General features: G+C 63.8%; 23 protein-coding genes. 15 read left to right on the top strand and 8 right to left on the bottom strand.

The window, feature by feature from the left end:
- Positions 1–32: 32 nt before the first annotated feature.
- The 3 genes from I2456_RS22450 to I2456_RS22440 are packed head-to-tail and all read right to left on the bottom strand — an operon-like array spanning position 33 to position 2,330.
- Positions 33–1,397, bottom strand: a complete 1,365-nt coding sequence (locus tag I2456_RS22450) for a cytochrome P450 (RefSeq protein WP_085075336.1) — start codon at positions 1,395–1,397, stop codon at positions 33–35.
- Positions 1,398–1,417: 20 nt separating this feature from the next.
- On the bottom strand, positions 1,418–1,612 hold the full coding sequence (locus I2456_RS22445) for a ferredoxin (protein ID WP_068031044.1): 195 nt from the start codon (positions 1,610–1,612) through the stop codon (positions 1,418–1,420).
- A gap of 16 nt (positions 1,613–1,628) precedes the next feature.
- Positions 1,629–2,330: an SDR family NAD(P)-dependent oxidoreductase gene (locus I2456_RS22440; RefSeq protein WP_068031040.1), complete on the bottom strand. Its 702-nt coding sequence runs from the start codon at positions 2,328–2,330 to the stop codon at positions 1,629–1,631.
- A 293-nt stretch (positions 2,331–2,623) separates the two neighbouring features.
- On the opposite strand from I2456_RS22440, the gene I2456_RS22435 reads away from it, so the two are divergent.
- The 10 genes from I2456_RS22435 (at position 2,624) to I2456_RS22390 (ending at position 15,009) form a co-directional block, all read left to right on the top strand.
- Positions 2,624–4,144 (top strand): aldehyde dehydrogenase family protein, encoded by a 1,521-nt coding sequence (locus I2456_RS22435; protein ID WP_085075335.1) that lies wholly within the window; start codon positions 2,624–2,626, stop codon positions 4,142–4,144.
- Complete coding sequence (locus I2456_RS22430; protein WP_068031034.1) at positions 4,141–5,346, top strand: CaiB/BaiF CoA transferase family protein; 1,206 nt, start codon at positions 4,141–4,143, stop codon at positions 5,344–5,346. The genes I2456_RS22435 and I2456_RS22430 overlap by 4 nt, the downstream gene beginning before the upstream one ends.
- Positions 5,347–5,627: 281 nt before the next feature.
- Positions 5,628–6,434, top strand: a complete 807-nt coding sequence (locus I2456_RS22425; protein ID WP_068031282.1) for an MlaE family ABC transporter permease — start codon at positions 5,628–5,630, stop codon at positions 6,432–6,434.
- Between the two features lie 34 nt (positions 6,435–6,468).
- Entirely contained in the window at positions 6,469–7,314 is an 846-nt protein-coding gene (locus I2456_RS22420; RefSeq protein WP_068031029.1) for an ABC transporter permease, read from the top strand.
- A gap of 18 nt (positions 7,315–7,332) precedes the next feature.
- Positions 7,333–8,520, top strand: coding sequence for an MCE family protein (locus I2456_RS22415; RefSeq protein ID WP_241007790.1), 1,188 nt, complete (start codon positions 7,333–7,335; stop codon positions 8,518–8,520).
- Positions 8,517–9,557: an MCE family protein gene (locus tag I2456_RS22410; RefSeq protein WP_068031025.1), complete on the top strand. Its 1,041-nt coding sequence runs from the start codon at positions 8,517–8,519 to the stop codon at positions 9,555–9,557. The genes I2456_RS22415 and I2456_RS22410 overlap by 4 nt, the downstream gene beginning before the upstream one ends.
- Positions 9,550–10,632 carry an MCE family protein gene (locus I2456_RS22405; RefSeq protein ID WP_068031022.1) on the top strand — a complete coding sequence of 361 codons (1,083 nt, stop codon included), beginning with the start codon at positions 9,550–9,552 and terminating at the stop codon, positions 10,630–10,632. Before I2456_RS22410 ends, I2456_RS22405 begins: the two co-directional genes overlap by 8 nt.
- Positions 10,629–12,068, top strand: coding sequence for an MCE family protein (locus tag I2456_RS22400; protein WP_085075334.1), 1,440 nt, complete (start codon positions 10,629–10,631; stop codon positions 12,066–12,068). Before I2456_RS22405 ends, I2456_RS22400 begins: the two co-directional genes overlap by 4 nt.
- Positions 12,069–12,115: 47 nt before the next feature.
- On the top strand, positions 12,116–13,381 hold the full coding sequence (locus tag I2456_RS22395) for an MCE family protein (RefSeq protein WP_082952252.1): 1,266 nt from the start codon (positions 12,116–12,118) through the stop codon (positions 13,379–13,381).
- Positions 13,381–15,009: an MCE family protein gene (locus tag I2456_RS22390; RefSeq protein ID WP_068158677.1), complete on the top strand. Its 1,629-nt coding sequence runs from the start codon at positions 13,381–13,383 to the stop codon at positions 15,007–15,009. The genes I2456_RS22395 and I2456_RS22390 overlap by 1 nt, the downstream gene beginning before the upstream one ends.
- A 20-nt stretch (positions 15,010–15,029) precedes the next feature.
- On the opposite strand, the gene I2456_RS22385 is transcribed toward I2456_RS22390, so the two are convergent.
- The 3 genes from I2456_RS22385 to I2456_RS22375 all read right to left on the bottom strand — a co-directional run bounded on the left by I2456_RS22385 (position 15,030) and on the right by I2456_RS22375 (position 17,004).
- Entirely contained in the window at positions 15,030–15,563 is a 534-nt protein-coding gene (locus I2456_RS22385; RefSeq protein ID WP_068031013.1) for an Rv2253/PknI dimerization domain-containing protein, read from the bottom strand.
- A gap of 92 nt (positions 15,564–15,655) precedes the next feature.
- Positions 15,656–16,108 (bottom strand): twin-arginine translocation pathway signal, encoded by a 453-nt coding sequence (locus I2456_RS22380; protein ID WP_241008023.1) that lies wholly within the window; start codon positions 16,106–16,108, stop codon positions 15,656–15,658.
- Positions 16,109–16,266: 158 nt separating this feature from the next.
- The gene (locus I2456_RS22375) at positions 16,267–17,004 is read right to left on the bottom strand and encodes a hypothetical protein (RefSeq protein ID WP_139823309.1); all 738 of its coding nucleotides are present in this window, start codon (positions 17,002–17,004) and stop codon (positions 16,267–16,269) included.
- A 101-nt stretch (positions 17,005–17,105) separates the two neighbouring features.
- On the opposite strand from I2456_RS22375, the gene I2456_RS22370 reads away from it, so the two are divergent.
- On the top strand, positions 17,106–17,510 hold the full coding sequence (locus I2456_RS22370; RefSeq protein WP_174814225.1) for a hypothetical protein: 405 nt from the start codon (positions 17,106–17,108) through the stop codon (positions 17,508–17,510).
- Here I2456_RS22370 and I2456_RS22365 read toward each other — a convergent pair.
- Positions 17,507–18,103, bottom strand: coding sequence for a TetR/AcrR family transcriptional regulator (locus I2456_RS22365; RefSeq protein ID WP_068031007.1), 597 nt, complete (start codon positions 18,101–18,103; stop codon positions 17,507–17,509). The genes I2456_RS22370 and I2456_RS22365 overlap by 4 nt on opposite strands.
- Positions 18,104–18,198: 95 nt before the next feature.
- On the opposite strand from I2456_RS22365, the gene I2456_RS22360 reads away from it, so the two are divergent.
- The 4 genes from I2456_RS22360 to I2456_RS22345 all read left to right on the top strand — a co-directional run bounded on the left by I2456_RS22360 (position 18,199) and on the right by I2456_RS22345 (position 20,635).
- On the top strand, positions 18,199–18,951 hold the full coding sequence (locus tag I2456_RS22360) for a hypothetical protein (RefSeq protein WP_068158674.1): 753 nt from the start codon (positions 18,199–18,201) through the stop codon (positions 18,949–18,951).
- Entirely contained in the window at positions 18,951–19,727 is a 777-nt protein-coding gene (locus I2456_RS22355; RefSeq protein ID WP_068031001.1) for a hypothetical protein, read from the top strand. The genes I2456_RS22360 and I2456_RS22355 overlap by 1 nt, the downstream gene beginning before the upstream one ends.
- Positions 19,728–19,804: 77 nt before the next feature.
- A complete protein-coding gene (locus I2456_RS22350) occupies positions 19,805–20,335 on the top strand; it encodes a cytochrome c oxidase subunit 3 family protein (protein WP_082952250.1) in 531 nt (176 codons plus the stop codon).
- 3 nt (positions 20,336–20,338) lie between these two features.
- A complete protein-coding gene (locus I2456_RS22345; RefSeq protein ID WP_068030996.1) occupies positions 20,339–20,635 on the top strand; it encodes a cytochrome C oxidase subunit IV family protein in 297 nt (98 codons plus the stop codon).
- A 3-nt stretch (positions 20,636–20,638) separates the two neighbouring features.
- Here the strand turns inward: I2456_RS22345 and I2456_RS22340 are convergent, their stop codons facing one another.
- Entirely contained in the window at positions 20,639–21,922 is a 1,284-nt protein-coding gene (locus tag I2456_RS22340; RefSeq protein ID WP_068030994.1) for a cytochrome P450, read from the bottom strand.
- Positions 21,923–22,134 lie beyond the last annotated feature (212 nt).

Below are 22,134 nucleotides of genomic sequence, written 5' to 3'. Positions count from 1 at the left end.
ATGCGATTCTGCGTCTGCTCGGCGACCGGGGCCTAGTCGATGACCGCGGCTTCGCGGCGCTCGGTGACCGGCCTGGCCAATTCCTGCTCGTCGCAGATGCGTTGCAGCTTGTCGAGTGTCGCGTCCAGGCCCGCGCCGACGCGAGGGCCCGGGGTGAAGGTCGCGGGCAGCTTGCGCATGCCCTGGATGACCCCGATGGTCTCGTAATGCACCGCACCGCCGGGCACACAGGTGTAGTCGGGCATCCGATCGAGCACCGCCGTGAGCATGGACTTGAACACGGTACGGGCCACGTTGGAGCCGATGCAGCGATGCACGCCGATCCCGAAACTGAAGTGCCGATTGCCTTTTCGGTCCAGAACGATCTCGTCGGGGTCGTGGAACACCGACGGGTCCCGGTTGGCCATGGCCCAGGAAATCCACAGCCGCTCGCCCTCCTTGAACTGGGTACCGTCCAGTTCCACATCGTCGGCAAAGGTCCTGCCGTCGCCGGGCGCGGGGGTGAAGTAGCGCAGGAACTCCTCGGTGGCCGGATCGAGCAGGGTATCGAGGTGTTGGTGCAGACGCCGGCGCTCCTCGGGATTGTCCGAGAGCCACTCCAGCGCATGGGCGGTCAGCGCGGTTGTGGTGTCGAAACCGCCGCCGATGACCAGACCTAGATTGCCGAGTATTTCCAGATCGGGAGCCGGCTCACCGTCGATGCGCATCTGCAGCAGAGCATTGACGATCCCCGGTCGCGGGTTGTTGCGAATCTCGATCATGGTGTTGACCATGTCGAGGCCCATCTGCCGGTGCATCTCGGTGACGCGCTCGATGTCGGGGGAGTGTTCGGGGGTGTACACCGCGGCGTGGACGGGCTCGCTGTACATGTTCCACTTCTTCAACGGGATGCCCAGCATCGCCAGCGTCAGTACCGCGGGCACGATGTTGGCCAGGTCGTCGACGAAGTCGATGGTGCCGCCCTCGATCTTCTCGTCCAGGCAGGCGCGGGTCACCTCGTCGATGAACGGTTCCCAGCGCTTGACTGCGGCCGGGGACAGGTACGGGTTGAGCACGGTGCGGTAGATGCGGTGTTCGGGGTCGTCCATCTCCAGGATGCCGCCGCGGACGACGCTGACGCGGCTGGCCGTAGGAATCGAAATCCCTTTGTAGCCACGGCGTTCCCCGTGGATGTCGTGGTCGTTGGAGACGACTGGGCAGCGGGCGAGTTCGAAGACTTCGTGACTGCCCGCGGCGACCCAGTGGCCGCCGTAGGTGTCGCTCCACGCCATCGGACACTTGGCGTGCATCTCCTCGGTGACCTTTTTGAACTGGGCGCGGTATTCCGGGGAGTGCCGATCGAAGTGGTAGCGGTTCTTCTTGCGGTCGCTGTCACTGACGACGTCGTCCACACTCAACGTGCTGTCTCCCTTGATCTTCAGTCGGTCAGGATGATGGCCTGCTCCGGGCAGGATTGGGCGGCTTCGCGCACCTGGTCCAGCTGGTCTTCGGGTACCACCTCGCTGACCGCCGAGGCGCTGCCGTCGATGTCACTGAGCGCAAAGGAGTCCGGAGCAATCATCGAACACAGGGTGTGGCCCTGACAGCGTTCCGCATCGACCCAGACCTTCACAGTGCCTCCTTACTACTTAGGTGTTCCGGCCGCCGTTGACACCCAGAATCTGCCCGGTGATGTAGCCGGCTTCTTCGGAGATGAGGAAGGCGCACGCGGCGGCGATGTCTTCTGGCTTGCCCATGCGGCGCACCGGCGTTCGCGCGATGTTCTGTTCGATGTCGCCCAGGAAGCCCTGAGCCGCGGCATTGCGCAGCATCGGCGTGTCGATGAAACCGGGCGGCACGGCATTGACAGTGATACCGCTGGGCCCATATTCCAGTGCCAGCGACTTCGTCAATCCGTTGACCGCGGACTTGGCCGCCACGTAGTGCGACATGTAAGAGGTGCCCGAGTGGGTGCTGGACGAAGAGATGTTGACGATCCGTCCCCACCCGGCCTCCAGCATGTCGGGCAGGACCGCCTGAATCGTGTGGAAGACCCCGTTGAGGTTGACGTCGATGACGCGCTGCCACTCCTCGAAGGCGATGTTGGTGAAGCGCTTGAATCCGTCGAGGCCCGCGGCGTTGACCAGAACCGTCACCGGTCCCAGTCGGTCGCGAATGGCCGACAAGGCCGTGTCCACCTGGGCACGGTCGGTGACATCGGCAGTGAATCCGAGATCGTCGTCGCACGGCCGCAGGTCCATGGTGGCCACGTTCAGGCCATCGGCTCGCAGACGGCGCACAATAGCCAGCCCGATGCCGGAACCGCCACCGGTGACGACGGCAGTCTTCACTGCATAACCTCCGGTGAAAGCCTGTCCGTCTCAATCACAAAGAATCTCCCTTACAAATTAGGAGAATATTACTCTCCGGATTGAACGGGGTGCAACCAGTTCCCAAACCCGGCGCAGCCTGCGACAAGACCGATAGTCTCTCTAGCGCTAAGCGATTGCTTAGCTGGTCGACGGTGGGATCGAGCCCTCGAACTTTCTTGAATTCTCAGCCTTCGAATGTAGGATTCGCCGGGGATGAGAATGAAATTATCGTGATCGGCACCACATCAGCTGCAGATCAGGGGGCCTTGACCATGCCAGCGCAGTCGACGGCGGAGACCGTCTCACGACCGGTCGGGGGCGGTGCCGGTGCGCCGTCGCAGGCCGATCGGCGACTTCTGATCGACGGTCGGCTGACGACATGCGGGACGACTTTCGCATCGATCAACCCCGCGACCGGCGAGGTGGTGGGGAACGCCCCCGACGCGGGCGCCGAGGAGGCGCAGGCCGCGATCGCTGCGGCCCGGCGCGCGTTCGATGCGACGACCTGGCCGACCGACGTCGCGTTCCGGATTCGTTGTCTGAACCAGCTGCACCAGGCGTTGACGGAACATGCCGAGGAGTTGCGTGCGCTCACCATCGCCGAAGTCGGTGCCACCCGCGCATTGACGCACGGCGCCCAGCTGGACGAGCCGATCGCCATCGTGGGTTTCTATGCCGACTTGCTCGGCAACTTCGAGTTCTCCGAAGACCTGGGCGAGAAAGAATCTCGCGGCATGCGCCACCACCGGTGGGTGGAAAAAGAAGCGGCCGGGGTGGTGGCCGCCATCATCGCCTACAACTACCCGAACCAACTCGCGCTGGCCAAGCTGGCTCCGGCGCTGGCCGCCGGCTGCACGGTGGTGCTCAAAGGTGCTCCCGACACACCTCTGGTCACGCTGGCGTTGGGCGAGTTGATCGCTAAGCACACCGACATTCCCGCCGGCGTGGTGAACGTCTTGAGTTCCTCGGATCCCGAAGTCGGAGCCGCGCTCACCACCAGCCCGGACGTCGACGTCGTCACCTTCACCGGCTCGACTGCCGTCGGGCGCAAGATCATGGCGGCAGCCAGCCAGACCGTCAAGCGCGTGTTCCTGGAGCTGGGCGGCAAGTCGGCGGTCATCATGCTCGACGACGCCGACTTCGCCGGCGCCGGCATGTTCGCGGCGTTCAGCATGGTCACCCATGCGGGCCAGGGTTGTGCCTTGACGTCGCGGCTGCTGGTACCCAAGAAACACCACGACGAAATTGTCGAGCTCATCGCGGAGAACTTCGCCAAGGTGCGCCACGGCGACCCGGCGGACCCGAAAATTTATATGGGCCCGCTCATCAACGAACGTCAACGCGACAAGGTCGACGGCATGGTGCAGCGCGCCGTCGCCGCCGGGGCCACGCTGGTCACCGGCGGTAAGCGGGTGGACCCGGGCTACTTCTATGCACCCACCTTGCTGACGAATGTGGATCCCGACAGCGAGATCGCGCAAGAGGAGGTGTTCGGACCGGTGCTCGTCGTCATCGCGTACGACGATGACGACGACGCGGTGCGCATCGCCAACAACTCGATCTACGGCTTGGCCGGTGCGGTGTTCAGTCGCGACCAGGACCGGGCGCTGGCAGTGGCACGGCGCATCCGCGCCGGATCCTTCTCCATCAACGGCGGCAACTACTTCGGCGCGGACAGCCCGTTCGGCGGCTTCAAGCAGTCCGGGGTGGGACGCGAGATGGGAGCCGCCGGACTCGAAGAGTTCTTGGAACTCAAGACATATGCGGTTCCAGTGTTAGGGGCACCAGCGTGAAGCCATTAGAGGGCATCCGAGTTCTGGAAGTCGCGATGTACGGCTTCGTCCCGTCGGCCGGCGCAGTGCTGGTCGAGTGGGGCGCCGATGTCATCAAGGTTGAGCATGCGGTGACCGGTGACCCTCAGCGCGGATTGCGGCAGACCGGCATGTTGCGCGTGGAAGGTGATCCGAACCCCAACATCGAGCACGCCAACCGCGGCAAGCGCAGCATCGGGTTGGACATGTCCGTTCCCGAGGGCAGGGAAGTGCTCTACGAACTGGCCCGCCGGTCCGATGTCTTTCTGACCAGCTTCCTGCCCGACGCGCGCCAGAAGTTCGGCATCGACGTCGACGACATCCGCGCGGTGAACCCGTCGATCATCTACGCGCGCGGCAGCGCGCTGGGGCCCCGCGGTCAGGAAGCCACCAAGGGCGGTTACGACATGACGGCGTTCTGGTGCCGCGCCGGAACGGCGGCCACCATCACACCGATGGGCTACTCGGGGATGATCAACCCACCTGGGCCCGCCTACGGCGACACCATCTCTGGCACCAATCTCGCCGGGGGCATCGCGGCGGCGCTGCTCAAGCGCGAACGCACCGGTGAGCCGTCCGTGGTCGACGTGTCGTTGTTGGGCAGCGGACTGTGGTCGCTGGGTCACACGGTGGCGTTGACCAACCACTTGGGTCAGTTGATGCAAGCACCGCCGCCCGGCATACACGGGTCACCGATCAACCCGCTGGTGGGGGTGTATGCGACTTCTGACGAACGCTACATCTCCTTGGTGATGATGCAGCCGACCAAATTCTGGGCCGATGTGTGCCGCCACGTCGACCTCCCCGAGTTGGCCGATGACCCGCGGTTCGCCACCGTGGACAGCATCGCCGCCAATACCGCTGAGGCGGTGGAGATTCTGAGCAAGGTCATCGCGACCCGCACGCTCGCCGAATGGAGCGAGCGGTTTGCGACGCTCGCTGGGCCGTGGGCCCCGGTGCAGGACACCTTGCAAGCGGCCGAGGACGCGCAGATCCGGGCCAATGAGTACATCGTGGCGGCCGGCGAACTGGAACTGGTCGCTAATCCCGTGCAGTTCGACGTCACCGCGCCGCAGAGCGGTCCGGCCCCGGGATTCGCCGAGCAGACCGACGACATTTTGCTGGACCTCGGGCTCGACTGGGATCGGATCATCGAGCTCAAGACGGCCGGCGCGGTCACCTAGGTCCCACGATGTCGGAGTTGCCGAAACCTCGCTTCACGTCCGGCCGTCACCGGCCGACGCACCGTCGGGATAACGGTTATGCGTTTTTCATTCCCCGGGGACGTGATCTGCGTCATAATCGCCAAACGCTTCACGACTTGGCGGCTCGGGCGGCCAACACGGTCGGGAAGCGCCAACTCACGCAACAGAACGGAGGTCTGGCGTGAGGAGGACATGCCTAGACGGTTGCAGTGCAGTTGGTGGCGAAGCGTTGGGTATGCGCGCGGGAGGAATTCGCGTCCATGGTGAGTAAGGGAGCCGACCGCTGGTCAGCAGGCATCAGCCTGGGCCGGGGTTCCAAACCCATGGAGGCAGTCGGGGGTCTGTTCGCCATGTCGGCAGATGCCATCAAGTTCTTGTTCCGCCGACCCTTCCAGGGACGCGAGTTCCTCGAACAGTCGTGGTTCGTCGCGCGGGTGGCCATGCTGCCCACCCTGCTGGTGGCCATTCCGTTCACCGTCCTGGTCAGCTTCACCCTCAACATCTTGCTGCGCGAGCTGGGGGCCGCTGACCTGTCCGGTGCCGGTGCCGCGTTCGGTGCCGTCACGCAGGTGGGCCCGCTGGTCACCGTGTTGATCGTCGCCGGTGCCGGCGCCACGGCCATGTGCGCGGACTTGGGCTCCCGGACCATCCGTGAAGAGATCGACGCGATGGAAGTGTTGGGTATCAACCCGGTTCAGCGCCTGGTGACACCGCGCATGTTGGCCTCGGGGCTGGTGGCGCTGCTGCTGAACAGCCTGGTGGTCATCATCGGGATCCTGGGCGGCTACATCTTTTCGGTGTTCGTGCAAGACGTCAATCCGGGTGCGTTCGCGGCGGGCATCACCTTGTTGACCGGGGTGCCCGAAGTGATCATTTCCTGCACCAAGGCAGCGCTTTTCGGCTTGATCGCCGGGTTGGTCGCCTGTTACCGCGGGCTGACGGTGTCCGGGGGCGGCGCGAAGGCGGTCGGGAACGCCGTCAACGAGACCGTGGTGTACGCGTTCATGTCGCTGTTCGTGGTGAATGTCGTCGTCACCGCTATCGGCATCCGCATGTCGACCAAGTAAGTCCGATCGGGTCAGGGGAGGTGTCGAAAACGCTGTGACGCTGAGAGCCGTCTATCCGCGACTGTGGCGCCAATTCGACAAGCCGGTTGCCCTGATGGGGCGCATCGGTGATCACACATTGTTCTACGGCAAGGCGCTCGGCGGAATCCCGTTCGCCGTCACGCATTACGGGCGGGAGGTCGTGCGTCTCATCGCCGAGATCAGCATGGGCGCCGGGACTTTGGCGATGATCGGCGGAACCCTGGTGATCGTGGGCTTCTTGACGCTCGCCACCGGCGGCACATTGGCCGTGCAGGGCTACAGCTCGTTGGGGAACATCGGTATCGAGGCGCTGACCGGATTCCTGGCCGCCTTCATCAACGTGCGGATTGCCGCGCCCATCGTCGCCGGGATCGGACTGGCGGCCACCTTCGGTGCGGGCGTCACCGCTCAATTGGGCGCCATGCGCATCAACGAGGAGATCGACGCGCTGGAATCGATGGCTATCCGGCCGGTTTCGTACCTGGTGAGCACCCGGATCGCCGCCGGCATGTTGGCGATCACCCCGTTGTACAGCATCGCCGTCGTCCTGTCGTTCCTTGCCAGCCAGTTCACGACCGTCGTCCTGTTCGGCCAGTCAAGCGGCTTGTACAACCACTACTTCACGACGTTCCTCAACCCGATCGACTTGTTGTGGTCGTTCCTGCAAGCAATCTTGATGGCCCTGACGATCTTGCTGATCCATACCTATTACGGCTACTTCGCGGCGGGCGGGCCCGCGGGAGTGGGCGTCGCGACCGGTAATGCGGTGCGCACCTCCCTGATCGTCGTGGTGTCGGTGACTTTGCTCGTCTCGCTTTCGATCTACGGCTCCAACGGCAACTTCAACCTCTCGGGTTAGCGGGATGGGAAAGGGACAGTGAAGCGCTCCTACGCACGACCCCTGGCGGGTCTGGCAACGATCCTGGTCATCGGGTCGATCATTGCCGTTGCGCTGGGCCTGTTCCGGGGCGACTTCACCACGAGCGTGCCGATCACCGTCGTTTCCCCGCGCGCCGGACTGGTGATGAATCCCGAGGCCAAAGTCAAGATGCGCGGGGTCGTGGTGGGCAAGGTCGAATCGATCCAGTCCCGCCCGGACGGTAAAGCCGTGCTGAACCTCGCGATGCAACCTGCGCAGATGCGCCTGATTCCGTCGAACGTGCATGTCGACATCGCGTCGACGACGGTGTTCGGCGCCAAATTCGTCGAACTGGTGCCGCCCGCCACTCCCTCACCGCAGCCTCTCAAACCCAATGCGGTGCTGCAGAACAAAGACGTCACCGTGGAGATCAACACGGTATTCGAGCAATTGACTTCGGTGTTGTCGTCGATTGATCCCGCCAAGCTGAACGAGACATTGGGCGCGATCGCCACCGCGGTCAATGACCGCGGCAACAAGATCGGTCAGGGCTTGTCCGATCTCAACGCGTTCTTGGGCAAGCAACTTGCCGTTCTGCCGGCGTTGAGCCACGACCTCGAGACGCTGCCCGCGGTCAGCAACGCCTACGCCGACGCGGCGCCGAATCTGATGGAGACGGCCAACAATGCGATCCGAATCAGCAAGACGCTCGTCGATGAACAGCACAGCCTGGACGAATTTCTGATCAGCGCAATCGGTCTGGCCGACACGGGCAACGAAGTGGTGGGCGGAAACCGGCAAGCGTTGGCCAACGTCATGCATCTCCTGGCGCCCACCACCGATCTGCTCAGCGAATACCACCAGGCGCTGTGGTGCGGTCTTGCCGGAGCCTTGGTGAACACCAAAGGGCAACCGTTGCCGGACCCGGGCGTCACCGTTCTGGTCGGTCTCGAACTGGGCGCCGAACGCTACCGGTACCCGACCAATCTGCCCAAAGTGGCCGCCACCGGTGGGCCGCACTGCGAGACCCTGCCCGACGTACCGTTCAACGTCGCTCCGCCGTATGTCGTCACCGATGTCGTGGCCAATCCGTGGGCGTACGGCAACCCGCACGTTCTGATCAACTCCGACGCCCTCAAGCAGCTGCTGTACGGACCGATCGACGGCCCGCCACGCAACTCGATGCAGATCGGGCAACCCGGATGAGCGGGTCGCGCGGGATGATGATCAAGTTCGGCGTTTTCGCGCTGGTCATGGTGCTGCTGACGGTGTCGCTGTTCTTCGTCTTCGGCCAGTACCGAACCGGTTCCACCACAGGGTATTCGGCGGTTTTCGCCGACGCCTCGCGCCTCAAAGAGGGGCAGACCGTCCGAGTCGCCGGCATCCGGGTGGGCACCGTGAACAGCGTCACGCTGCGCTCGGACAAGAAGGTGTTGGTGGACTTCGATGTCGACAACACCGTCGTGCTCACCACCGGTACCCGTGCCGCGGTCCGATACCTCAACCTGGTCGGCGACCGCTACCTCGAGCTGCTCAACGGTCCAGGGTCGACCAAGATACTGCCGGCGCAGGGACAGATCCCGGTCGATCGGACGGCTCCCGCCCTGGACCTCGACCTGCTGCTGGGCGGCCTGAAACCCGTTATCCAAGGCCTCAATCCGAAAGACGTCAACGAGCTGACCGCGGCGTTGTTGCAGGTTTTCCAGGGTGAAGGCGGAACCCTGCAGTCACTGATGTCGAAGACCTCATCGTTCTCGAACACGTTGGCCGACAACAACGACACCGTGGAACAGTTGATCGACAATCTCAATACCGTGTTGGCGACGCTGGACAAGGACGGCGACAAATTCTCCGGCGCGCTGGATCGGCTGCAAAAGGTGGTCACCGCATTCTCCGACGAGCGTCGCACCATCGGGACCGCGATCGACGCGCTGGACAACGGCACCGCCTCGATTGCCGATCTACTCAACAGAGCGCGCAGACCCCTGGCCGGCACGGTCGATCAGCTCAACCGGCTCGCGCCGATACTCCAAAGCGACCAGGACAAGCTGGACACCTCGCTGCAGCGGCTGCCGCACAACTACAAGAAACTGGTCCGGCTCGGCTCCTACGGGAGCTGGATCCCGTACTACCTCTGCGAGTTGAGCCTGCGCGTCTCTGACCTCCAATACCGCACTGTCGTAGTGCCCATCTTCAAACAGATGGGTGGCAGGTGCGCGGAGCCCAAGGACGTCAATGAATAAGTACCGCGGTGCCAGACTCATCAAGGCGGGATTCGTCGGGGTCATGCTGATGGCCCTGCTCATCACCGTCGGGTTGTCGCCGGACCAACTCATCGAGCGGGCCACCATGGTTCGTTATCAGGCACGGTTCGCCGAAGCCGGCGGCTTGTCGACCGGCAACGACGTCTTGATCTCAGGGGTCAAAGTCGGCTCGGTGTCCAGCGTGGCCCTCGACAAAGGCGATGCGCTGGTGACGTTCACGGTCAAGGGGACAGTAGAGCTGGGCTCGAACTCCACCGCACACATCAGAACCGGTTCGCTATTGGGCCAGCGGGTGCTTGACGTGGAATCCGCCGGTGCAGGCAGGATGCGTCCCCTGGATCTCATCCCGCTGAAACGGACGTCTTCGCCGTACTCGCTGAGCGACGCCGTCAGCGATCTCGCCGGTGATGTCGCCGGCACCAACACCGATTCGCTCAATCAGTCTCTGGACACCTTGGCGGCGACGCTGGATCAGATTGCGCCGCAACTGGGTCCGACCTTCGAGGGCGTGACTCGCCTGTCCCAGGCGCTCAACAACCGCAACAAGTCGCTGAGCGAACTACTCAAGGGCGCAGCCGATGTCACGAAAATCCTGGCCCAGCGCAGTGACCAGGTGAACACCCTGATTCTCAACGCCAACGACTTGCTGAGCGTACTGGTGCAGCGCAGGCAGGAAATCGTGCAGCTGCTTGCCAATACCTCTGCAGTGGCCAAGCAACTCGAGGGCGTGGTCCACGACAACGAGGCCAAACTCGCGCCGACCTTGGCCAAGCTGAATTCGGTGACCGCGATGCTGGAGAAGAACCGGGACAACATCACCAAAGCGCTGCCCGGTTTGGCGAAATTCCAGATCACGTTGGGCGAAACGGTTTCGGAGGGCTACTACTACACCGCTTTCGTCCCGAACTTTCTGGTGGCCCAGCTGTTCCAGCCGTTCTGGGACTACTACTTCGGTTTCCGGGCCAACGGAGCACCCGGGGCGCCACCAGACAATGCCGGGCCGCGCGCTCTGATTCCGTTCCCCTACAACGGTATTCCGGGTGGCTCGCGATGACGCCGCTCCAAAACGTTCCGCGTACGAAGCTCAGACGCCTCCTGGCTTTCCTGCTGGCCGGCGTCCTGATCGTCGGGGCGATAACGGCCATCCGTAACACCTTCTTCGGACCGAAGACCATCACCGCGTATTTCACCACCGCCACCGCGATCTACCCGGGCGACGATGTGCGGGTAGCGGGCATCAAAGTCGGTACGATCAGCGCCATTCGCCCCGAGGGGACGCAGACCAAGGTGGTCATGCACATCGATCACGGTGTGCCGATCTCGGCGAACGCCAAAGCGGTGCTGGTGGCACAGAACCTGGTCGCTGCCCGCTATGTGCAACTCGCCCCGGCCTACCGGACCAGCGGACCCACCATGGCCGACGGCGCGGTGATACCGCTGAGCCGCACGGCGGTCCCCATGGAGTGGGACGAGGTGAAGAACCAACTGATGCGCCTGGCAACGGATCTGGGCCCGAAGCCGGGGGCGCCTGCCACGGAGGTCTCGACGTCGGTGGGGCGCTTCATCGACAGCGCTGCTAACGCGCTGGGTGAGGGCAACGGGGAGAAACTGCGGCAGACCCTGGCTCAGCTGTCCGGTCTGGCAAGAACGTTGGCCAGCGGCAGTGGAAACATCGTCGAGGTCATCAAGAACCTGCAGACCTTCGTGTCGGTGTTGCGCAACAGCAGCGAGCAGCTGGTGGTGTTCAACGACCGGCTCGCCACCCTCACCAGCGTGCTCGACGAGAACAGGTCGGATCTGGATGCGGCACTGACGAATCTGTCGCAGGCGGTCGGTGAAGTGCAGCGGTTCATCGAAGGAACCCGTGACCAAACATCGGAACAGATCACTCGGCTGGCCGACCTCACTCAGATCTTGGTCGACAACAAGATGTCGCTGCAGAACATCCTGCACGTCACCCCGAACGCGCTCGCGAACGGCTATAACGACTACGAACCCGACATGGGCGTCATCCGCGGCGGATTCTCGGTGTCCAACACGGCCAACTCGGTCAACTTGTACTGCGCACAAATGGGGGCCGTCGAAAACGTCACCGCGGTTGAGACGGGCAAGCTCTGCGCCTTGTATGCCGGTCCCGCACTGCGCGTGTTCAACCCGCTGCTGCTGTTCAACTTCAACTATCTGCCCATCCCGCTGAACCCCCTGCTCGCGCCGTCGGCCGACCCGCAGAACATCGTCTACAGCGAGCCGCGTCTGGCGCCCGGCGGGGAGGGCCCCAAGCCCGGGCCGCCGGAGATGCCCCCAGCGGTGTCGGCTTATACCGGCCTGCCCGGCGACGTGCCGCCGGCACCGCCACCCCCGCCCCCGCCGGCGCGGATCCCGGGTGCGGCGATGCCTCAGCCGCCGGCGCCCACGCGGCCGGGAGAATCACCGGCGCCCGCGCCGGCACCCATTCCGGGTCTGCTCCCGGCAGAAGGGGGGCAACCGTGACCGCGTTGCGTCTGACGCGGCGGGTGTCCGCGTTATGTGTGGCCGTCATGTTGGGCGTCAGCGGTTGCGCGTTCAACGGATTGAACTCGCTGCCTCTGCCGGGTGCGGTGGGCCGCGGGCCCGACGCGCGTATCTATCACGCCGAGATCGCCAATGTCGGGACGCTGGAATCGAATGCGCCGGTGCTGATCGACGACGTCGTCGTCGGCAGCATCAGCAAGATGACGGTGCGCGACTGGCACGCGTTGGTGGATTTCTCGGTGAACCCTGGTGTCGTGGTACCGGCGAACGTCGTTGCCAGCGTGGGCCAGACCAGTTTGTTGGGTTCCATGCACCTGGAGCTCAACGTGCCACCCGGCCAGCAAGCCGGCGGGCGGCTCTCACCGGGTGCCACCATCCCGCTGAAGAGGTCATCGACGTATCCGTCCACCGAGCAGACCCTCTCGTCGCTGTCGGTCATCGTCAATTCGGGTGGATTCACCCAAATCGGCGACGTGATCCACAATTTCAACGCCACCCTGTCCGGTCGCGCCGGCGACGTCCGGCAGCTGCTGGAGCGGCTGGACAGCTTCGTGGGCACCTTCGATCGCCAGCGCGACAACCTGGTCGCCTCGATCCAGGCGCTGAACAGGTTCGCCGGAACACTCGCGGGCCAGCGCGACGTGATTTCCCAGGCGCTCAACAAGATTCCGCCGGCGTTGGAAGTGCTGATCACGGAGCGTCCCCGCATCATCACTGCGCTGGACAAGCTCGGCACCTTCAGCGATACCGCAACCAGGCTGGTCAATGACGCCGGCGACGACCTGGTGCGGAACCTGAAGAACCTCGAGCCCACCATCAAGGCGCTTGCCGACGTCGGTCCGGATCTCGATACGGTGCTGGCCTACGCGCCGACGTTCCCATTCACCCAGAACGTCATCGACCGGGCGGTCCGCGGCGACTTTTTCAACGGCTTCTTCAAGATCGACCTGACCAACGCCCGATTGCGCAAAGGTCTGTTGCTGGGCACCCATTGGGGACGGTTGGGGGCAGATCTGGTGCCCGCGCCGGGCGATCCGCAGTGGTTGCAATATCAGTACCCCGAAGGGGGACCCGGGGTGCCGCCGCCGGTGGGTGAACCACTGGCACCGGTACCCAACGGGGGACGTCCGTTGCCGGGACCCCCGCCGGCCTACGCGCCGGGGCCCGCCCCCGCGCCGGGGCCTGTCATGGCACCGGGACCCCAACCCGCGGTGGCGCCCGGGATCGATCCCGGTTCCCCGGTTCCGGGTGCGACGCCCGTGCTCACCGAGCCCTCGGATGGGGGGCAATAATGCTGACCCGCTTCATCCGTATCCAACTGGCGATCTTCGCCATCGTGGGCCTCACCGGAATGGCCGTGATGGTGCTGAATTACGTGCAGGCGCCGACTCTGCTGGGCATCGGGAAAATGACAGTCACGCTGGAGCTGCCGGCCACCGGTGGTCTGTACCGCTTCAGCAACGTGACCTACCGCGGCGTCCAGGTCGGCAAGGTGACCGGGATCGACTTGACGCCCAACGGGGCGAAAGCCACCATGCGGCTGGACAATTCGCCGAAGATTCCGGCGGATCTGAAAGCCGAGGTGCGCAGCATCTCCGCGGTCGGCGAGCAGTACGTGGATTTGCGGCCGCGAACCGATGCGCCCCCCTACTTGCGTGACGGCTCGGTTATCGCCATGAGCGACACGGTGATTCCGCAGCCCATCGGCCCGGTGCTCGATCAGACCAGCAGGTTGATCAACAGTATCCCGACCGGCAAGCTCAACACGTTGCTCGATGAATCCTTCAAGGCGTTCAACGGAGCGGGGTACGACTTTCAATCGTTGTTCGATTCGGCCTCGCAGCTTTCCGGGGACCTCAACGGCGTCGCCGATCGCGCGCAGACCTTGACCGATCACACCGGGCCGGTGCTCGACTCGCAAGCACGGACCGCCGACGCGGTCAGACTGTGGGCACGAAGCTTGGCCGGGGTAACCGGACAACTGCGCGAGGATGACTCGCAGTTCCGCAGTCTGCTGCACAAGGGACCGGGGGCGTTCGACGAAGCCTCGCGGTTGATGGAGCAGATCAAGCCGACACTGCCGGTCCTGCTGGCCAACCTCACCACGGTCGGCCAGATCGGGGTCACTTATCACGCGTCAATCGAGCAGGTGCTGGTGCTGCTGCCACCCTTCACCGCCGCCATCCAGTCGTTCGCACCGTTCAAGAACAACCGGACCGGTTATGCCGTTGGCGACTTCGCCGCCACCGCAGACGATCCGCCGGGCTGCACCGTTGGCTTCCTGCCGCCCAACCAATGGCGATCCCCGGCCGACACCCGCACCGTGGACACCCCGGAGGGGTTGTACTGCAAACTGCCGCAGGATTCCCCGCTCGGCGTGCGCGGTGCTCGCAACTATCCCTGCATGGGTCACCCCGGTAAGCGGGCGCCGACCGTCGAGATCTGCGACAGCGACAAGCCTTTCGAACCGCTGGCGATACGGCAGCACGTTACCGGCACCTACCCGCTGGACCCGAACTTGATCGCCCAGGGCATTCCGCCCGACGACCGCGTCAACTTCTTCCGCGACCGGATCTTCGGACCGGTCGAGGGCACACCGATGCCGCCGCCGGCCGGCGGTCAGGCGCCGCCGCCGCAACTGTCGAACTTGAACGTCATGGAACCGACACCTCCGGGAGTGGAACCGATTGCGCCGCTCGACGTTCCGTCCGGAGAGCCGGTGCCGTCGGGCCCGGGTCCGCGCGCTGCCCCAAGTGGCTTCGGCGGCAATGTCTCTGGCGGCGCTGCGGCCGGCCCATCGGTAGCGATCGCCCACTACGATCCCAGCACGGGCCGCTACCTGGCACCTGACGGCCAGACCTACCGGCAGTCGGATCTGGTCAAGCCCCCCAAGACGTGGCAGGACATGCTGCGCGCGTAGCCTTCAGCGGATTCGCTGCGTCAGCTGATTCTGTCGAGCCGAAATGGCATGTCGACAACCAGCCACTTGTTGACCCGGCAGGCGCCACTGGGCCCTATCGTCTTGTCCGTGCCGGCCAGCGTCGGCGCACCGGTCTTGACATTTCCGTCGTTGTCCACGGGCACGAACAAAAAGGTCTGGTGGCCGGTGAACGGGGTTCCGTCCGGACACGTCTCCCAGTTGGGGACATCGTGTTCGACCTTCCACTGCAACCCGTCGTGCATGACTATGGGTGCGCTCCAACCCTGGTCGCTGCTCACCGTGCCACTGCATTCCTGTGCGTCGCGACACGACGACGTGATCGTCCACACGCTGCGCACCGTCGCCTCATCGTGGAAAGACTCGTTGGTCTTGGCCCAATTGCCCAGCGAGGTGGCATCGTAGCGGCCGTTCAACGAGATATCGGCGGACGCCCGCGCCGGCGGTGCGGCAGCCAAGGCGCCCATCGCGATACAAGCCAGTGCCACGTGGGTAAATCTCGTGGCGGACTTCGCTTTCGAATGAGAATGCGTCATTGCAAACATCGGTACTCCTTGGCGCGCTAAAGGCAAACACTAACACCACCAAAAGCGCTCAGCCAGATGTTTGAGGTAGGAGAACAAGGCTGTTAGGCGTGAGTGCTGTCGAACGTATTGATCAGCCACGTGTTATTGACCTTGGTCAGTTCGACCCGAACGCTACTCGTGGTGTTGACCGGTTCAGGTTTCAATTTGCTTACCAGCTTCTGCCCGATAAACAGAAGTACAACAGCGGATTTCGGCTGCAACTCCGCCACGGCCGCACGAATGACGTGCACCGTGGTGGTGAGCTGTCCGCGCTGGCTGGCCGGCGTGACGACCTGTTCAATGAAGCGCTCGTACATCGCTTCGAATCCGGGTGTAATGCGCGACTTCGCGCTCTGCACATCGCGGCTCAGGCTGTCGGGGGAGTAGGAGAGCAACGCGACGGCGCCGTCGGACGCAGCTTTGATGACCTCGCGTGCGACGGCAGCGTCGGTTTGTTGGTCGGGACGGTAGTCGTAGTAGTACAAGCCACCTGCCCACCCCAGCGTGGCAACCACCAGCAAGACCAACAGAATCGGGCGCCACCGAGCCACACACCGTCGCAGCCCGCGCCGGACCGCACCGCCTAGGCGCCGCCCGCGTACGCGCCACGCCGAACCTGTGCGCAGTGCATCGCCGTCGGTGAGCTCGGTGAACTCCGGATCGTTGTCAACCGTCATGGCAGTGCCTCGATGGCCGCGATCTTCAGCTGCCCGTTTTCTTGTTGCAGTGTCATGACAATGCGCCACTGATGCGGCGGCGGCTTGCGGTCCGGACCGCTGGCCTCGGCCTTCGCCGCCACGAGGACCACCGCGGAATTGTCCGTCGCGGACTGGACCGCGACGCCTTCGACGGTGACCTTGGTGCTGACCTTGGACTGCTGCACTTGTTTGACCATATCCTCCGCGGCTAGCAGCATCCCGAGCTTGAACTGGCCCGTGCTGATGTCGATGACGTGCTGGATATCTTCCCTGGCCTTGTTGGCGTCGATCGCCATCAGCGTCACGGCATTCTGGCGGGCAACCGCGGCGATCTCGGCAGTGCGCTGCCGCTGCTGTTCGGCGGTGCGGTGGTAGTGCAGCACATAGCCGCTGGCGGCCAGCGCACCGCAGACCACGGCGGCTGCGGCGCTCAGCGCCAGCGCTTTTCGACCCGGGCGCCGGGGCCGGGGTAACCGCAACTTGACGCGACGACGCCGCCGTGAAGTGTCCGAGGGCAACTCCGGTGCGGCGCAGTCCCCGAGCTCAGGTGCGTCTGTCGAGTCATCGGTCGTCTCGCCGGGCTCGGCGAGCAGCTCCTGGGCGCGTCGGCGCAAATCGGCCGCACGCGCACGCGCCGCCTCGGCACGTGCTTGGGCCGAGGCGACTTCTTGTTCAGCTTGCGCCAGTGACGGTTCGGGTTCCTGCGACGGCATAGTCACCCCCTACAGCAGTCCCGGTCACCCATCCCATCAAGTCGATTAAGCATCTGCGCAGAACGAATGAGTTTTCCTTCCAATTGTGCAAGAGTAATGGAGTGCGTTTTTTCGTGGCAGTGATTGCCGCGTTGCTCGGCATCACGGTTTATGCGGCGCCTCCCTCGGGCGCCAGTCCGACGGCGTGCGATTACCCGGACTGTACGCCCGGAATCGCCGCCCATCAGGTCCTGGGTGCCCCGTGCGAGAACACGACCTACTACGTCTTCGCGACGGCCGATTACAACCTCTCCTTCGGCACCCAGCCGGGGCGACTGATGTTTTGCGGCTCGCCGAGGCGATACGAGCCCAGGTGGTTCCGTTCGCCGCCCATGGCGGGAGTCAAAATCGAAAATTCCGACTGCATAGATTTCCCGGAGTATTACGTGGCCCAAGCGCCCGACGGGCTGTTTTTGATCTGCAATGCCCATGACGGGAAACAGATTTGGGAGCGCGGCGACACTTAACCGTGCTGCGGCAGGCCAAGCAGGCGCCGAGTTAACTCGGTGAGCCGAGTTCGCAACGTTTCGTCGTCGATGTCGGCCACCAGGGGGTGCATGACGGCGCTGCTGACCGCACCCGAGAACATCGCTCCGGCAATCCGGTTGTCCTCGTCGCTGTCGTCCAGCAAGACCCGATACAGGCGCGCCATGAACCGCTGAAATGGTTCGTGTTCGGCCAGCAGCCTGACCACGACGGGATCGAACTGCAGCGTGCGCACCAACCGGCGGTCGCGAACCGCCATCTCGATCACGCTCACCAACAGCGCGTCCCGGGCTTGCGATTCGTCACCATGGGTCTCCGCTGCTTCCAGGGCCGGCGACAGCCGGGCCAGCTCGCGTTCGGTCACTGCGATGACGATGTGATCCTTGGTCCGGAATTGGTGATAGACAGCGGCTTTGGTGATGCCGACGGCGTCGGCGATCATCTGCAGCGAGGTACCGCTGACCCCGTGCTGGGCGAACAACTCCCATGCCGCGTCGAGGACCCGAGTGCGGGCGGCGCTGTGCTGGACGGCCTGCACTGCGCCCTGGGAGACCGACTGTTGCGGTGATGCCACACGACGAGGGTAGACGAACGTCTTGACCCTCGGCTAGCCGATCGGCTAGCTTCGGCGACTACGCGTGCCGAAGCCGTCGCAGCGAAGGAGCCACGATGCCCGACGTCGATGAAAGCGACATCCAGGCGCCCGAAGTCGGGCACAGGCGGGCCGACGGTGAGCTGATCCTGTTGTGGACGTTGCCGCTGGCGGCCCTCATCTGGGTCTGCGCGTTCTTGTTGTTCCCCGGGTTCACCCCGCCCCTGTCACCAAGCCTGTCTGCAGAACAGGTGGCCGCGTTCTACCGGGATCCGCACAATCTTCCGCGCATCCGTTACAGCATGATTCTGTTCAACTGGTTCGGCGTGTGTCTGATCCCGATCCTCATCCTGCTCGTGATGCAGATCCGTCGAATGTCGCATCGGACGCCCATCTTCTCCTACTGCATGCTCGGTTGCGTGGCCGGCGGCCCCACCCTGTTCCTGATCGCCAACGTGTGCTGGCTGCTGGCCGCTTTCCGCCCGGAACGTGAGCCGGCCCTGACCCAGCTCTACAACGACTTCGCCTGGATCACCTTCACCAGTCAGGTCCCGTTCTTGATCGCGCAGAGCGTAATACTCGCGCTCGCAATCTATTTCGACGATCGCTCCCGACCGGTGCTGAGCCGGTGGGTGGCACATTTCAATCTGGTGATCGCGGGGGCGCTGGTCCCGGCCGCATTCGTCGGTCTGGCGTTGTCCGGTCCCCTGGCATGGGATGGAACGTTGTCGTTCTGGCTGAAGAACACAGCCATCGGCGTGTGGATCGTCGTGACAGGAGTCGTTGTGGGCCGGGCCATTCACCAAGAACACGACGAGGTTCGGCGCTGATGGATTCAGCGGTTGCGCACCCACACCCACCGCTGACCGAGCGTGCGGACGCTCGACCCAAGCGCGAACTGTGGCTTGCCTGGTGGACACTCGTGGTCTTCTACAACCTCTTCGCTGTGGTGTTCTTCGTGCTCACCCGCACCCAGCCGCCCCCAAGTCCCGCGTGGGACACGGCGAGGATCCTGCACTGGTTCGCCGACAACCACTTTGGGATCCTGCTCGGGTTCGCGATCATGTTCGTCATCACCGGCATGACGACGATGAGTAACGCATTGATCGCCTATTCGATGCGGCGCATGTCGGTGAGCCCTGCGTTCGCGTATACCTACCTGATCCTGTATTCGTTGAGCGCGATTCCCGGCATGCTGTTGATGTGCATCGCGCTCACCGTCGCAGCCATCAGACCCGACCGCGACCCCCGGCTGATCTGCTGGATCTACGACTTCGCTTTCCTGTCGTTCGTGGGAACGATGGGGGTGTTCCTGATCGGCTCGCTGGTATGGATGCTGGCCATCCTCCTCGACAAGAACCGGGTGTTCCCGAAGTGGTTCGGCTATCTCAACCTGTGCAACGGCCTCACCGAAATCGTGGTGTCACCCGCCTGGATCTTCCGGCGCGGGGTATTGGCCTGGAACGGCCAAATCGCGTGGTGGCTGGACATGGTGGTATTCGGTATCTACACAGGCGTTTTCATCTTCCTGCTGCGTCGCCTGATCCAGCGCGAGGACTTCGGTGCGGGCGCAGTGCCCTTGACGGCAACAGGTGTGGTCCGGTGACCGACCACAGGACCGGGCCGGCCAAGGTTGATGATCAACCCAGTAGGCCCGACAGATTCGTGCCCGGACAGCCCGACATGTGGGCGTTCGTCTTGTTCGAAACCCTTGTCTTCACCGGCTACTTCGGGTTCTACCTGTTCTACCGCACCCAGAGCCCCGACCTCTTCCTGCGCTCGCAGGCGCACCTGGACATGCGCATCGGAGCGTTCAACACCATTGTGTTACTGCTGAGTTCGTGGGCCATGGCGCGATGTGTGCAGGCCGCGCGCGCCGGCGCCTACCGGCAGGCGCGCAGGGACGTCGTTGGCACCGCGTTCTTCGGTTCGGTCTTCCTGGTCAGCAAGGTGTTCGAGTGGGTCAAGCAAATCCGATCGGGAAACGGCTTCACTAGCAACGACTTCTTCACCTACTACTACTTTCTGACCGGCATCCACTTCATTCACCTGCTGATCGGTTTCGTCGTGCTCGGCATCGTCGTCTATCAACTGCGAGATCCGGCACCCAGATCACCGGGATCGCAGGAACTGGTCGAAACCTGTGCCACCTACTGGCACACCGTCGACTATCTGTGGGTGCTCATCTTCGCGCTGCTCTATGTGGTGAGGTGATCGGTGAAGAGCAAGTTCAACGGCAGGTTGTTGCTCGTCTGGTCGGTGCTGTCCGCACTCACCCTGACTTACCTGTGGATTGATCGCTCCGTCGCAGATCGAGCCGAACCGCTGCGGCCCAGCGCGGTGGTCACGTCCGGCGTGATTGTGATCGCACTTGTCAAGGTGCGCATCATCTTTCGCGAGTTCATGGAGGTGAGACAGGCACCCGCGCTGTTGACCCGGCTCACCGACGCGTGGGTGCTACTGATGGCCGCAGGGATGCTCGGCAGCTACTTCGCCGGAATGGCTCTGGCTTAGGGCCTAGGGCGCTGCTTGCGGCGTGAAGGTGATGTGCAATTCGGTGAGACCGCGCAGGATATACGTCGGCTCGTAGATGTACCGGCGGTCGTGCGCCGGTCCGTGTTTGCTTTCGTTGATGGTGATGTCGCCCATCCGATCCAGGATGCGTTCCAAGGAGACCCGCCCCTCCACCCGCGCCAGCGGTCCCCCCGGACAGGAATGCACACCGCGGGCAAAAGCCATGTGCTCACGCACATTCGGCCGATCGATACGAAATTCGTGCGGATCGTCGAACCGGCGTGGATCGCGGTTGGCCGCACCGGGCAGCACCATCACCACGGTGCCGGCGGGGATGTCGACACCACCGAGCGTGGCCGACTTGCGGGCCAGGCGGGAGTCGCTCTTGACCGGGCTGTCCATCCGCAGTGACTCCTCGATGAAGTTGGGGATGAGGTTGCGGTTGTCCCGCAACCGTTGCTGCAGATCCGGTCGGTCACCCAGCACTCGCATCGCGGCGGTGAGGAGCTTGGCGGTGGTTTCCTGCCCGGCGGCGAACAAGAAGGTGGCCGACCGGACGACCTCGATGACCTCTGGTGTGGAGCCGTCCGGGTACTTGGCCGTCGCCAGCGAAGTCAGGACGTCCTCGCGCGGGTTGCTGCGCCGGTCCTCGATGTAGGCGCAGAACTTTTCGTCCAGCCACTCCAGCGGATTGACCCCCACCGACTGATGATCGAGCGCTCCGACGCGGCCCGGGCGATCGGCACCCAGGACGACGCGGAAGTCATTGCGGTCGGCTTCCGGGACGCCGAGCAGGTCGGCGATCACCAGCGTGGCAAAGGGTTTGGCGTATTCACTGATGAACTCGCACTGCCCGTTGTCGAGGAACTCGTCGAGTTGGCGATCAGCGAGGCGCCACATGAACTCCTCGTTCTGCTTGAGGCGACTCGGTGTCAGCAGCCGGCTCAGTATCGAGCGGGCACGGCTGTGGTCCGGCGGGTCCATGGTGACCATGTGCTCGTACATCGGGAACTTCTCGCGATGCTCGTCGATTTGAGCGTTGATGTCGTCGCCGTCGGGCTGAAACGGCAACGGGGGGAAGGGGCCACCCAGCGCGACGCAGTTCGAGAAGGAGTCGGTGTCTTTGTAGACGGCGGTGGCCTCGTCGTAACCGGTGACCGCGACCACCCCGTAATGCGGCAGCCGCAATACCGGGCTCTGGCTACGCAGATAGTCGAAGTAGGGATGCGGATCCGGCACCAGAGACGGATCGGTGAAGAAGTCGATCGAATCGTATGCGGTGGTCATGTGCGTACCTCCCGATGCCAGACCTAACCCGGAATTGTTCGGATAGTGCCCGAATTCATGCCTTGCCGTTGCGAGTTGACGCCGCGAGCCATCCGAGTTCTTACTAAGCTGAGCACTTGCTTAGCATGGCGGTAATGTCAGGGTCAAGAAGGCGCTCAGGTCGGCGAGGCGGGTTACCGCGGCGATCTGGCTACCATCGGCATGAGGGCGTT

This window comes from Mycobacterium kubicae, assembly GCF_015689175.1.
GTDB lineage: Bacteria > Actinomycetota > Actinomycetes > Mycobacteriales > Mycobacteriaceae > Mycobacterium > Mycobacterium kubicae.
Note: the sequence above shows the minus strand (reverse complement) of the source record. Positions and strands in the feature narration are given on the sequence as shown.

Coding starts and splice junctions, on each gene's coding strand:
- I2456_RS22400 (WP_085075334.1), top strand. CDS start 10,629: ATGACGCCGCTCCAAAACGTTCCGCGTACGAAGCTCAGACGCCTCCTG.
- I2456_RS22410 (WP_068031025.1), top strand. CDS start 8,517: ATGAGCGGGTCGCGCGGGATGATGATCAAGTTCGGCGTTTTCGCGCTG.
- I2456_RS22425 (WP_068031282.1), top strand. CDS start 5,628: ATGGTGAGTAAGGGAGCCGACCGCTGGTCAGCAGGCATCAGCCTGGGC.
- I2456_RS22385 (WP_068031013.1), bottom strand. CDS start 15,563: ATGACGCATTCTCATTCGAAAGCGAAGTCCGCCACGAGATTTACCCAC.
- I2456_RS22360 (WP_068158674.1), top strand. CDS start 18,199: ATGCCCGACGTCGATGAAAGCGACATCCAGGCGCCCGAAGTCGGGCAC.
- I2456_RS22435 (WP_085075335.1), top strand. CDS start 2,624: ATGCCAGCGCAGTCGACGGCGGAGACCGTCTCACGACCGGTCGGGGGC.
- I2456_RS22350 (WP_082952250.1), top strand. CDS start 19,805: ATGTGGGCGTTCGTCTTGTTCGAAACCCTTGTCTTCACCGGCTACTTC.
- I2456_RS22405 (WP_068031022.1), top strand. CDS start 9,550: ATGAATAAGTACCGCGGTGCCAGACTCATCAAGGCGGGATTCGTCGGG.
- I2456_RS22390 (WP_068158677.1), top strand. CDS start 13,381: ATGCTGACCCGCTTCATCCGTATCCAACTGGCGATCTTCGCCATCGTG.
- I2456_RS22355 (WP_068031001.1), top strand. CDS start 18,951: ATGGATTCAGCGGTTGCGCACCCACACCCACCGCTGACCGAGCGTGCG.
- I2456_RS22395 (WP_082952252.1), top strand. CDS start 12,116: ATGTTGGGCGTCAGCGGTTGCGCGTTCAACGGATTGAACTCGCTGCCT.
- I2456_RS22340 (WP_068030994.1), bottom strand. CDS start 21,922: ATGACCACCGCATACGATTCGATCGACTTCTTCACCGATCCGTCTCTG.
- I2456_RS22375 (WP_139823309.1), bottom strand. CDS start 17,004: ATGCCGTCGCAGGAACCCGAACCGTCACTGGCGCAAGCTGAACAAGAA.